Below are 11,891 nucleotides of genomic sequence, written 5' to 3'. Positions count from 1 at the left end.
GTACCCCGCTTCCGCGCCGCTCACAGCGCCCGCAGGCCGTTGATCACGTCGCGCAGAATACTCTCGTCCACCAGCTCGGCCGGGGGAACGGGCCGGTTCACGTGGACGAGTTCCGCGTCCACGAGGTCCCCGATGAGGACCCGTACCACGCCGATGGGCAGGTCGAGCTCCGCCGCGAGCTCCGCGACGGACTGCGGGGCGTCGCTGCACAGCCCGACGATGTCCACGTGTTCCGGGGACAGCGCCGGGTCCGCTTCCGGGTCGTCGGCGTGGGGTTCGGTGACGACGACCGCGATCAGGTCGAGGCGGTGCTGGCCGGGACTGGAGGTGCGGCCGCGCGTCATCGCGTACGGACGGACGACCGGTCCGGCCTCGTCGTCGAACCAGTGGCTTCTTCCCTGACCGTCAGCACTCATGACATTCCACTACCCGCCCGCGGGCAGATCGGTGCGCGGGGCCGCGCCCAGATGCACTCCGACCCGCTTGACCAGCAGTGTCATCTCGTAGGCGACCTGGCCGACGTCCGAGTCGGCGTCGGAGAGCACGGCGAGGCAGCTGCCGTCGCCGGCGGCCGTGACGAACAGGAAGGCGTCGTCGAGCTCGACGACCGTCTGGCGGACGCTGCCCGCGTCGAAGTGGCGGCCCACGCCCTTGGCCAGGCTGTGGAAACCGGAGGCCACGGCGGCGAGGTGCTCGCTGTCCTCCCGGGTCAGGTCCTTGGACACGCCGGTCGCCAGGCCGTCGCTGGACAGGACGACGGCTTTGCGGATGCTCGCGACGCGGTCCACGAGCTCGTCCAGGAGCCAGTTGAGCTCCCCGTTCCTGTCGGTCGCGGTGTGGCCGGTCGCCTTCGGTGCGGTCATCGACCGTCCCCCTTGTTCGTTCCCTGTGCTGTGCCGCCGTGGGCGTCGTCGCCCGCGGCGTTCTCCTCGCGGCCGCGCTGCCAGCCACGCTGGAGTGCGGCCATACGGCTGCGTACCTCGTCGGCGTCCCGGTCCGCGAGGTCGGTGGTCTCCCGCGTCCGCCGGGCGGGGCCCTGCTTCAGCTGCGGGGCCAGGCTGGCCTGCCGGACGCGCCGGGGCAGCGCCCCCGCGCCGGAGCCGGTTTCCCGCGCGTCCGCGGAGACGCCGCCGGAGGCGTCGGCATTGCGGCCACGCCCGGGGAGTGCGGGGGTGTCCCCCGTCTCACGGGGGCCGCGGCCCGACGGCGCCGCGGGTGCGGTGCGCTCACCGGGCCGGTCGGCTCCGCCCGCGCCGGGGCGCAGCGGCGAGGCGCCGCGCCGCCGGGTCGGCAGCGGTGGCGTGCCGTCCTTCTCCGGCCGGACCGGTCCACCGCCGGCCGGCAGCTCCTCGACCGGTCGGCGGGTCGGTCCGGCGGCCTGCGCCTGGGATCTGGCCGGGCCGGTGGTGCGCCGGTCGTCGGCGTCCTCACGGCGCGACCACTGCTCGACGACCGGGCGTCCGTGCGAGCTGACCAGCTTGGGAGTGCGGCGGCGGGGCAGCTGGACCGGGGCGCCGGCACCCACGTCGCCGTCGGAGGCGTCCTGGCCCGGACCGCGGGCGTCGGCCGCCTCGTGCAGCGGGCCGCCGTGCGGGCCCGCGGGCTGCTGGTCCGCGAGGGTGAGGGAGCGGCGGGGGCGGAACAGCCCGCCGCGTTCGCCGTCCTCGTCGTCGAGGGCCCCGGGGAAGTCCCCGATGGCGTCCAGGTCGACGGGGGCCTCCAGCTCGACGGGGCCGTCCAGCAGGGAGGCGGTCAGGCCGGGCAGTTGGACGGGTGCCGGGGAGAGCGCGCCTCGGCGGCCCTCCTCCGGTTCGGCCTCCTTGGCGCGGCGCGGGCGGTCGAGCCGGAAGCCGATGCCGTTGGTGTCCGGGACGTCGTCCGTCAGCAGCGCGTCGGGGATGAAGACGACAGCGGTGGTGCCGCCGTACGGCGACGGCTGCAGGGAGACCCGGACGTTCTGCCGCTGGGCGAGGCGGCTGACCACGAACAGGCCGAGCCGGTCGGTGTCGGACAGCTCGAACTCCGGCGTCTCGGCGAGCCGGAGGTTGGCGTCCAGCAGCGCGTCGGCCGCCATGCCGAGGCCGCGGTCGTGGATCTCCAGGGTGAATCCGTTGGCGACCCGCTCGCCCACGACCTGGACGGCGGTGTGCGGCGGGGAGAACACCGTGGCGTTCTCCAGGAGTTCGGCGACGAGATGGGTGAGGTCGGCGACGGCCGGTCCGGTGACGGCGACCCGTGGCAGACGCCGGACCTCGATGCGTTCGTAGTCCTCGACCTCGGCGACGGCGGCCCGTACGACGTCCATGAGCTGGACGGGCTTGCGCCACTGCCGGGAGGGGGCGGCGCCGGAGAGGATCACCAGGCCCTCGGCATGCCGGCGCATGCGGGTGGTCAGGTGGTCGAGGCGGAACAGGTCGGCGAGTTCCTCGGTGTCCTCGGTGCGGCGCTCCATGGTGTCGAGGAGGGTGAGCTGCTTGTGCAGCAGGACCTGGCTGCGGCGCGCGAGGTTGACGAACACCTCGGAGACGCCGGCGCGCAGTTCGGCCTGCTTGACCGCGGCCTCGACGGCGGCACGCTGAAGGGTGTTGAGTGCCTGGCCGACCTCGCCGATCTCGTTCTTGTCGTACTCGAGGCGCGGGACCTCGGTCTCCACGTCGACCTGTTCGCCCGCGGACAGCCGGCGCATGACGCTGGGCAGCCGGACGCCTGCCGCCTCGTGCGCGTCCAGACGCAGTTGCCGCAGGTCGCGGATGAGGCCCCGGCCGACGCGCACGGACAGGAAGAGCGACAGGAGCAGGGCCACCAGTCCGAGTACGCCGGCGACGGCTGCCTTGGCGATGACGCCCATGGCGACCGGACGGACGCGGTCCTGGTAACGGTCGCCGGCCTGGTCGTTGAGGGTGCCGAGCTCGTCGAGGACGTCTCCGGCGGTGGTGTCCCAGCTCTTGGCGCTCACGTCGTGCGGGACGCCGGGCCCGGAGGAGACGGCCGCCTCCTCGGCGACGCGCAGCGGGGCGGTGGCGGCGTTCTTCCAGAACCCCTCGTACCGCTCGCGTTCCGTGGAGGGCAGCAGCGGCAGGCTGACGTCGTAGAGCAGGGTGCGTTGCGCCACGAGGTCGGAGACGTCGCGGATCTCGCCGCGGGAGAGCTTGCCGACGATCAGGGCCGAGCCGAGGAGGGCGTCCTCGCGGGAGAGCAGTTCGCGGGCGCGGGCGAGGTTGACGAGCGCGCGGTACTGCTTGTCCATCTCGACGTTGTCGACGACGTGGAGATTGGCGAGCAGGACGTAGCAGGGGTCGACGAGGCGGTTGTACAGATCGAGGGCCTGGGCCCGGCCGACGGTGCCGTCCTCGACGCTGCGGCGCAGGGAATCGATGCCGTCGAAGGCGTCCAGTACGGCCGTCAGCCGCACACCGGTGGCGTCCCCCAGGGCGTCGCGGACGTCGGAGTCGCGGGCGTTCTTGCGGATCTCGGAGACGGCGTCGTCGGTGACGCCGCGGCTGCGCCGGAGGTCGGCGAGCCCGTCGGAGGCGCGGGGGTCGGCGAGGTAGACGAGGGTCTGCCGGCGCTCCTGCTGCAGGACGCGGACGGTGTCCTCGATGGGGTAGCCGATCTTCTCCACCACGTCGGAGACGTTGAAGAGCTGCTGGGCCTCACGTCCCGTCAGAACCGTGGCGAAGCCCCAGATGGCGGTCAGGGACACCAGCGGCACGAGGAGCAGCGCCACGATCTTCCGGCGGATCGACTTCCCGCGAAAGCGCATGGCCTCCCCCAGCTCGCCCCCCGTCGGCCGGGGGCACGGACGTGCGTCAATAAACGGCGCGAGCCTACTACCGACGCAGAGCGAACTCGAAGAGCCAACCGGAGGCTGAACTTCCGCTCACGCGGCAAGAGATGCGGAGTTGTCCCGCCATTGCGGGAGATTGCCTCCCGCGATCCCTGTGCCAAGTGACGAAACCGCTCCAAGCGGATCACAGGCCAGTTGGCCGAAATTTTCCGGTCCTTGGGAATCTTCCGGACGTGCCGTTCGTCCATGTTCCATGGGAGACGGGGCGGAATCGGCCACAGGAGCCGCATCCCGCACCCGGGCTGCGTGAAACAGCGCAAGCCGGGCAATCACAGGGGAGCCGTGCGGTCCGGGCACGGGGCAGGCGGTCTGCTGGGGATGGGGAGTGACACGTTGATGGGCACGGCGGAGCGGCATCAGGCGCACCGGGGCGGTGTGCCGACGCAGGGGGCGAAGCTGCGGGGCCCCGGAGCGCCGGAGTACGACATGGCGGCGGCCGTGCCGCCGCGGGCCCGGCCATTGTGGGTCGAGGAGCCGGCCCGGCGGCGCAGGCTGCCCGATCCGGTGCGGACCGCGGCGGTGCGGGCGGTGCTGTTCATCGCCGTGACGCTGATACAGGCGATGGTGGCGTTCCTGTGCACCATGGCGGGCTCGTGGCTGGCCTTCCCGATGGTCATCAGCAGCGTGGTCAGCACCGTCGCGGCCACCTGGGGCGCGCTCGACGTCTGGGTGACGCGTCAGGTGTGGAACCAGCGCAACGGCGTGGTGTCGACGCCGAGCAGCACGGCCCGCGCCCTGCGGCGCGAGCGGCGCCGCGCCCGGCGCCAGGCCAGGGCCGCGGAGCGCGCCCAGGCGCGGATACGCAGGCGGGGCGGTACCGGACAGCTGTCCCACCCCTGAAGCCCTGCGTTCCTGACTGGTGGCTACGGGGCGCTGGGCGCGGGCCGTTTGAACATCCGGGTCGCCGTGATCTCGCTGTGCACCGCTTCCCCTTCTCCGGCCGGGGCCGGTTGCGGAAGGCCGGGGCGCAGATGTTCCTCCACCCTGATGTACTTCAGGCCCGCCCTGAGGTCGGCGTCGTTGCGCAGCCGGATGACCAGCGGGAACTCGGCGAGCGCGGTGGTGTCGAACAGGCCGGTGGTGTACAGGAGCTGGACGCCCAGCGCATCGGACACCGCCCGCTGGAGCTCCAGCAGGTAGGTGGCGTTGGCGCGGCCGATGGGGTTGTCCAGAAACAGCGTGCCGGCGTGCCGGTGCCGGTCGCGGCCCCGGTCGTTGCTCCTGAGCGCCGCCATCGTGCAGTACAGGGCGATGGCAGCGGTCAGCAACTGGCCGCCGGAGAACACGTCGCCCATCTGCCCGACGGGGACGCGCTCGGCGCGCAGCACGGCGTCCGGCTTGAGGATCTCCACCGCGACCCCCTTGGGCTGGAGCGCGGCCGCGACCCCGCGCAGCAGCAGGGACATGCCGTCGCGCCGCAGGTCGGAGTTCTTCTTCACGGCCGCCCGCGTGGCCTCGTCGACGACTTCGCCGAGCCGCTCGGTGAGCGTGGCCTGGTCGGGCTCCTCGAAGCGGATGCGCAGGAACTCCTGCCCGGACCACTCGCCGAGCCCCTCGGGCAGCCGGGACAGCCGCTGGGCGGAGCGCAGCGTCGCGAGCGCCGACTCGACCAGGCCCCTCAGCCGGTCCACGATGGAGTCCCGGTTGCGCTCCAGCTGCGCCAACTCGTCGGTGAGTACGCGCAGTCGGGGCGCGAAGGCGTCCGCCCAGCGCTGCGCGTGCTCGGGCAGCGCGGAGGCGGGCAGCTCACGGATCTGCTGCCGGGCGGGGGTGCGGACCTGCTCGTAGCGCGTGGAGTTGGCGTGCCGGACGAGGACGTCGCTCGCCTCGCGCACCGCGGCTTCGGCGGCCGACAGGTCGGCGGCGCAGCCGCGCAGCGAACGGCGCACCTCGGCGGCGGACTGCCGGGCCTCCTCCAGGCTGCCCGGGTACGGCTCGGGCTGCTCCTGTTCCTCCTCGCTCGCGTGCTCGCGCATCAGGTCACGGAGCATCGCGGCCGTCTCGTCGAACCCGCTCGCCGCGTCCTCGGCGGCGCGGTGGGCCTCCAGCAGTTCGGCGTGCGCCTCCCGGGCCTGCGTCAGCGCCTCGGTGCGTGAGGCGAGTTCGGCGGTCGCCGTGCGCAGCAGCGCCTGGGCGTGCTCGGCGTCGCGCGGGACGAGTTCCTCGGGCAGTTCGGTGTGCGCCTCGCCGTCCTCGGGCGCGTGCCGCTCCGCCTCGCCGCGCAACCGGCCGAGCTGCTCGCTGGCGGTGGACATGCGGGTCTCCAGCAGCTGCACGAGTTCCTCGGCACGGGCCGCGGCGGCCTGCCGGGACGGCCCGTCGGACCCGTCGGGCGACTGCAGCAACTGCTCCGCACGCGTGCGGACCTTGTTGCTCAGCCGGTCCAGCTCGGCCCGGGCCGCGCTCTCGTCGCTCTCCGCGCGGGCCTGCTCGGCCCGCAGGTCGGCTCCGACGCCGACCTTCTCGTACACCTGCGACGCGGCCCGGTAGGCCTCGCGCAGGGCGGGCAGGGACGTCTCGGGGGCATCGGCGTCCGTGTCCGGTACGTCGTCGGGGGCGCCGGCGATCTCGGCGCGCTCGGCGCGCAGCGCGCGGGCGGTGCGGCGGGCGTCGTCGGCGGCCCGCTGGGCGGCGCGCCGGTCCTCGTCGGCGGCCCGGGCGCGCTCCAGGCATGCCTGGGCGCGGGCCTCCGACTCGGCGGCCTCGTCGGCGAGTTCGCGGAGCCCTGCCTGCCAGCCGGCGCGCTCGCGCAGCCGGAAGGCGAGCCCGGCGAGGGCGTCGGCGGCGCGCCGGGCCTTCTGTGCGGCCTCCTGCCGCTCGTCGCGCACCTGGACGGCCTCGGCGGCGGCTTCGTCGGCCTCGGCCCGGACGGTACGCGCCTCCGCCAGCTCGGCCTCGGCCTCCTCGGCGAACCCGCGCGCGTCGTGCGCGGCCCGCGCGAACTCGGTGAGCCGTCCGGCCGGGCAGCCCGTCCGCCAGGAGGCGAGCCGCGCCGCGAGTTCCCGGTCCTTGCCGAGGCGGGCGGCGAGAGTGCGGATCTCCCCGTCCCGCTCGGTGGCCCGGGCGCGCAGTGCCTGCCGCTCCTCGTCGGCGGCGTGCTCGTCGTGCATGGCCGGGTTCGGCGGTACGAGGAACACGTCCCCCTCACCGGCGCCGGGCGCCGGCGTCGGGGCGAGCAGGGCGGCGGCCGTGCCGACGGCCACGGCGGAGCGCGGGAGCAGGGCGGCGTCGGAGAGCGCCTCGCGGGCACGCGCGTGCGTGCCGGGGTCGGTGATGATCACGCCGTCGACCAGCTCCGGCCGCGCCGCGAGGACGCGCGCGTGGTCGGCGGGGTCGACGGCCTGGGCGAGATAGCGCCAGCCGGGCAGGGCCGGGATGCCGTGCTCGCCGAGGAATTCCACGGTGGCCAGCACGTCCGGGCCGGGCGGCAGCAGTCCGCCGTCGCCGAGCGCTCCGAGGATGCGGGCGTCGTCGGCGGCCGCGGTGCGCAGGTCGAACAACTGCCGTTCGGCGGAGGCGACGGCGTCGTCGAGGAGTTCGCGCAGTTCGTCGGCGAAGCGGTCCAGTTCCTCGGGGGTGAGGGCCGGCTCGTCGTCCTCGGCCGCGGCGCGCGGGTGCGGGACCGCGGGCCGTGCGGCGCCGCTGCCGCTTCCGCTGACGCTGCCGTTGCCGCCGCCGGAGAGGCTCAGCAGCTCCGCGAGGCGCTCCTCGGCGGCCAGTGCCTCGGCGATGCGGCGCTCGGCCTCGTAGGACCGCTGGGTGGCCGTGGCGGCGTCGGCCGCGCGGGCGGCCGTCAGCTCCGCGCGGGACTCCGCGGCGGCTGCCTCGCGCGCGTGGTCCGTGGCCCTGCGAGCGGCTTCCCGGGCGGTGTCCCAGGCAGCGACGGCCGTCTTCTCCGCGTCGCTGGCCGCGAGGGCGGCGCGGGCCGGGTCCGCGTCGGGCGCGCTGTCGTCGAGCCAGCCCGCGCGGACCGCCTCGGCGGTCTCCTGCTCGACCTCGGACAGGCGCTGCCGCAGGTGCCCGGCCTCGCTGCGGGCCCGCTGCGCGTCGGTGGCGGCGGCGGTCGAGTCGCGGTACGCCGACTCGCTGACCTCCTGGAGGGCGGCGGACCGCTCCTCCTCCTCGTTGGCGAGGGTCTCGGCCCGCTCCGCGGCCGCGTGCAGGGCCCGTACGAGGTCCACGGCGGCCTTGGCGCGGGCGGCGAGGGCGGGGGCGGCGTCCCGCTCGGCCTCCTGGATGGCGGCGGCCACGCGCGCGACACGGTCGGCGGCCGCGCGGTGCCGCAGCACGGCCTCGGCGGCCTGCCAGGCGGCGTGCAGGGTGCGCGCGTCGGCGAGTTCGCGCTTCTGCGCGGCGGCCGACTTCTCGGCTGCGGCGAGCGCCAGGGAGGCGTTGCGGTAGGCCAGTTCGGCGGCGATCAGGGCGCTGCGCCCGCGGGCGGCGTCGGAGTGCGTGACCGCGTATGCGGCGGCGGTGACGCGCTGGGCGAGGTCGGCGGCCCGTACGCGCTCCCGCACGCCCCGCGCCGACAGCCGGCGGGCCAGCGTGCGCGTGCGGCGCTCGGCGGCGGCGTGCACGTCCCGCGCGCGGGCGCGGGTGTCGGCGGCCTCGACGATCCGCCCGAGCAGGTCGACCGACCCGGCGGTGAAGTCGCGTTCGGCGATCAGCTCGGCCCGGCGCCCCAGCTTGTTGCCGAAGCCGCTGACCAGGTCGGCGAGCCCGTCGGTGTCCCGGGTGTCGGTCACTGCGCGCAGCAGCAGGTCGGTGAAGTCCGAGTCCTTCTTCACCGCGAACAGGCCGGCCGCCTCGCCCTCGTCGGCGTTCATCTCCCGCTGGTAGCGGAAGAGTTCGGGGTCCAGGCCGAGGTCGCCGAGGTGTTCGATCCAGCGGTCGTGGATCTCCTCCCAGTGCACCTCCAGGTGCGGATAGGCCTTGCCCGCCTCGGTGAGGGCGTCCCGGAAACCCTTCATGGTGCGCCGCCGTCCCTGCGCGCCCGAGCTGCCCTCGACGGGCGGCCGTACGGCGGTGGACTCGGCGACGGGCAGGTTGTCGAGGCTCAGCCCGGGGCCGGGCCGGAAGGAGTACCAGGCCTCGGCGAACTTCCGCGGGTCGCTGGAGACCTGGCGTCCGCGCCACTCGCTGACCTTGCCGACGACGACGCACTCGCCGGTCTGCACGTGCTGCCACTCCAGGGCCACGTGCCCGCAGTCGTCGGCGAGGAGGAACTTGCGCAGCACGCCGGAGCTGGCGCCGCCGAGGGTGTTGCGGTGGCCCGGCAGCATCACCGAGAAGATCAGCTTCAGCAGGACCGACTTGCCGCCGCCGTTCTCCAGGAAGAGCACGCCGGCGGGTGCGGGCCGGCGCGGCGGGCCGACGGGCTCGTCCGCGAAGAACTCCGCCTGGGTGGGCGCGGGGTCGGGCACGACGGCGCCCACGCCCCGCAGGTCAAGGACGGTGTCGGCGTAGCGCGCACCGGCGGGCCCGATGGAGTAGAGGCGGACCCGGGACAGCTCGTACATGGCGGACTCTCGTAAGTATGGGGGGAAATGCGGTGCTTCAGGTGCTTCAGGTGCTTCAGGAGTGGAACGGCAGCCCGGCGTCGGCCACCAGGTCCAGGTCGTCGGTCTGCTCGGCGGGCAGCAGGGTCGGTGTGCCGTCGGTCACCGGGACCACGCCCAGCTCCAGCAGCTCGGCCATCGCGGCGCTGCCCGCCATGTCCCGCACCTGGAGCTGGTAGCGGGCCGTGGTCCGGTAGGTGCCGCCGTTGTCGTCGCCGGTGCGCTGCAGGAAGCCGGAGTCGGTGAGGAAGGCGACGGCCTTGCCCACGATGCCGGTCGTGGAACCGGCGAGTCTGCGCGCGTCCTTGGTGGCGCCGGTCGCGCTGCGTCTGGCCCAGACCCGCCAGGCGGCCTCCAGGCCGGGCGTGTCGGTGGCCGGGTCGGTGTTCTCGCCCTGCTCCTCGGCCCGTTCCTCCAGCCGGCGGCAGGCCTGCCGTACGAAGGCGTCGACGCCGTTGACGGTCACGCGTCCGATGTACCCGTCGTCGGCGAGGTCCTCGGGGCGCGGGAAGGCCAGGGCGGCGACGGCGAGATGGGCCAGCCCGTGCAGGAAGCGGTCCCCGCCGTCGGCCGAGGTACGACGGGCGTAGTCGCTCATGCGGACGGCGAACACCGAGTCCTCGGCGGCCGTCACGGCCATCCCCGCGCGCGGGGACACCTCGAGGACGACCAGCCCGAGTCCGGCGGCCACGGCGTCCGCGAGCCGTGCGAACGGCGGGTCCTCGCGGTAGCGGCGCAGCAGCTCCGTGTACTCCTGGTCGCGCGCGGGCTGCAGTTTGGGCTGCAGGCCGAAGGCGACGAGCCGCGCCGCGTCGGCGGCGTCGGCGGGCGTGACGGCGCCGCTCGCCGACGGGGCCGGGGCCGGGGCGTCCGCATCGCTCCACTCGGCGTGCTCGGTCACGGCTGGGGCTCCTTGTCGCGCTGGTGCTCGGTCATGCTGCTTCCGTCCGGTCGGCCGCCATGCCCGCCGCGTCCAGCAGGGCCGTGCCGACTATGAGGTCGGCTCCGCCGAACTCCGGGTCGTCCAGTTCGGTCCCGTCGTCGACGGCGAACAGCAGCTTCTCCTCGCCCTGCCGGTAGGCCGTGCCCACCGGCGGGCTGGCGGCGTGGACGGCCAGCAGCGCCACCAGGTAGGGCAGGTCGGGGTCCTGACGCCGGGCCTGCGCCAGCAGCCCCGACAGCCGGCGCGGCGCGTCGGCCGGCAGGTCCAGCAGTTCCATGGCGGCGGCGAGCTGTTCCTCGCTGAAGCGGCTGTCGTCCGGGGTGGCGACGAGGTCGGGCTCCGGCATCTCGGCGCCGAGGTGCTCGCGCTCCACCGGGGGTGTCAGCAGCAGGTCGACGAGGTCGCCCACCCGCACCGACGCCGGCGTGCGCAGTCCGGTCCCCCGCGCGAAGAAGGCGTCCGTGACGCGGACGGCCTGCTCCAGCGGCAACGGCAGCACCGGGGCGACCAGTTGGCCGTACAGGTCTATCCCGGACGTCGTCGTGGGTGCGGCGAAGGCCTGCCGGTCCTGCTCGGCGCGGAACAGCGGGCCGGCCTCCAGCAGGCGCGACTGCAGCTGGGTGTGGCGCCGGATGCAGTCCTTGACGATGTCGACGAGTTCGGCGGCGCGCCGCTTGTGCCCGGGGTCCTCCGTCTCGTCCCTGGCCTTGCGGATGTTGGTGAGGATCGCGTTCTCGTGGCGGTAGCGGTCGGCCACGTGGTCCAGGGCCTCGGCGATCATGTCCGGGACCGAGTTGAGCCAGTCCACCGCGCGGACGTTGCGCCGGGTGGCCTCCAGGGCTCTGCGCAGGGTCTCCGAGTACTGCACGGTGCGGTAACGGGCCTGTTCGGCGGCGAGCTGGGCGTCGGCGAGGCGTCCGCGGCTGATCAGGATCTCCAGCTTGACCTCGGCGGCGATCTGGGCGCTGGTGACATCGGTGTCCAGGGCGCCGACCAGGACGTTGACCGCCTCGTCCGTGGTGCGCAGGTAGACGGTGCCGCCGGGGCCCGGGACCTCCTCGACCAGCTTGAAGTCGTAGTCGCGGCGGACGTAGCTGCCGTCCGGCGCGAAGGTGCCGTACACGGCCCGGAAGCCGCGGTCGACGCTGCCGACGTTGATCAGGTTCTCCAGTACCCAGCGGGCCACGCGCTCGTGCTCGGCGGCCGGGCGCTGCGGGGCCTGCGCGGCGATGCGGGGGACGAGGCGGGCGACGATCTGCTCGTGGTCGGCGCCGGTGTCGAAGTCCATGTTCAGTGTGACCAGGTCGATGGCGGCGAGGGCCACCTCCGCCATGCCGTAGACCGAGTACTCGCCCGCGAGGCTGCCCTTGCGGGCGTCGAGGTCGTGCAGCGGCGCGGTGCAGGCGAGCGCGCGCAGCCGCCGCGCCAGCCCCTCGTCGGCGGCCGGGCCCGGCGCGGGGCGCGGCCCCGCGCTGAGCTGGGGCGGAACGCTGTCCGTCGATGCTGGCGAAGTCACGGTGCACAGACTAGGTCCTCGGTCTGA

General features: G+C 74.5%; 7 protein-coding genes. 1 reads left to right on the top strand and 6 read right to left on the bottom strand.

The features are described 5' to 3' along the window. Positions 1–20 precede the first annotated feature (20 nt). The 3 genes from ACH4ZX_RS32595 to ACH4ZX_RS32585 are packed head-to-tail and all read right to left on the bottom strand — an operon-like array spanning position 21 to position 3,763. On the bottom strand, positions 21–416 hold the full coding sequence (locus ACH4ZX_RS32595; RefSeq protein ID WP_398280701.1) for a DUF742 domain-containing protein: 396 nt from the start codon (positions 414–416) through the stop codon (positions 21–23). A gap of 9 nt (positions 417–425) precedes the next feature. Next, positions 426–863, bottom strand: a complete 438-nt coding sequence (locus ACH4ZX_RS32590) for a roadblock/LC7 domain-containing protein (protein WP_360751021.1) — start codon at positions 861–863, stop codon at positions 426–428. Continuing rightward, on the bottom strand, positions 860–3,763 hold the full coding sequence (locus ACH4ZX_RS32585) for a nitrate- and nitrite sensing domain-containing protein (protein ID WP_398280698.1): 2,904 nt from the start codon (positions 3,761–3,763) through the stop codon (positions 860–862). Before ACH4ZX_RS32585 ends, ACH4ZX_RS32590 begins: the two co-directional genes overlap by 4 nt. Positions 3,764–4,183: 420 nt before the next feature. Here ACH4ZX_RS32585 and ACH4ZX_RS32580 point away from each other — a divergent pair, with 420 nt between their 5' ends. Further along, positions 4,184–4,687: a hypothetical protein gene (locus tag ACH4ZX_RS32580; protein WP_398280696.1), complete on the top strand. Its 504-nt coding sequence runs from the start codon at positions 4,184–4,186 to the stop codon at positions 4,685–4,687. A gap of 23 nt (positions 4,688–4,710) precedes the next feature. On the opposite strand, the gene ACH4ZX_RS32575 is transcribed toward ACH4ZX_RS32580, so the two are convergent. The 3 genes from ACH4ZX_RS32575 to ACH4ZX_RS32565 are packed head-to-tail and all read right to left on the bottom strand — an operon-like array spanning position 4,711 to position 11,864. After that, positions 4,711–9,366, bottom strand: coding sequence for a hypothetical protein (locus tag ACH4ZX_RS32575; RefSeq protein WP_398280693.1), 4,656 nt, complete (start codon positions 9,364–9,366; stop codon positions 4,711–4,713). Between the two features lie 55 nt (positions 9,367–9,421). Beyond that, positions 9,422–10,306: a hypothetical protein gene (locus tag ACH4ZX_RS32570; protein WP_398280690.1), complete on the bottom strand. Its 885-nt coding sequence runs from the start codon at positions 10,304–10,306 to the stop codon at positions 9,422–9,424. Positions 10,307–10,337: 31 nt separating this feature from the next. Further along, positions 10,338–11,864, bottom strand: a complete 1,527-nt coding sequence (locus ACH4ZX_RS32565; RefSeq protein WP_398280688.1) for a hypothetical protein — start codon at positions 11,862–11,864, stop codon at positions 10,338–10,340. Positions 11,865–11,891: the final 27 nt, after the last annotated feature.

The sequence above is a fragment of the Streptomyces sp. NPDC020490 genome, from assembly GCF_044335305.1.
Classification (GTDB): domain Bacteria; phylum Actinomycetota; class Actinomycetes; order Streptomycetales; family Streptomycetaceae; genus Streptomyces.
This window is presented reverse-complemented; position numbering and strand designations above follow the sequence as displayed.

Excerpts from the sequence above, each read along its gene's own strand:
- ACH4ZX_RS32590 (WP_360751021.1), bottom strand. The coding sequence starts at position 863 with ATGACCGCACCGAAGGCGACCGGCCACACCGCGACCGACAGGAACGGG.
- ACH4ZX_RS32585 (WP_398280698.1), bottom strand. The coding sequence starts at position 3,763 with ATGCGCTTTCGCGGGAAGTCGATCCGCCGGAAGATCGTGGCGCTGCTC.
- ACH4ZX_RS32575 (WP_398280693.1), bottom strand. The coding sequence starts at position 9,366 with ATGTACGAGCTGTCCCGGGTCCGCCTCTACTCCATCGGGCCCGCCGGT.
- ACH4ZX_RS32580 (WP_398280696.1), top strand. The coding sequence starts at position 4,184 with ATGGGCACGGCGGAGCGGCATCAGGCGCACCGGGGCGGTGTGCCGACG.
- ACH4ZX_RS32595 (WP_398280701.1), bottom strand. The coding sequence starts at position 416 with ATGAGTGCTGACGGTCAGGGAAGAAGCCACTGGTTCGACGACGAGGCC.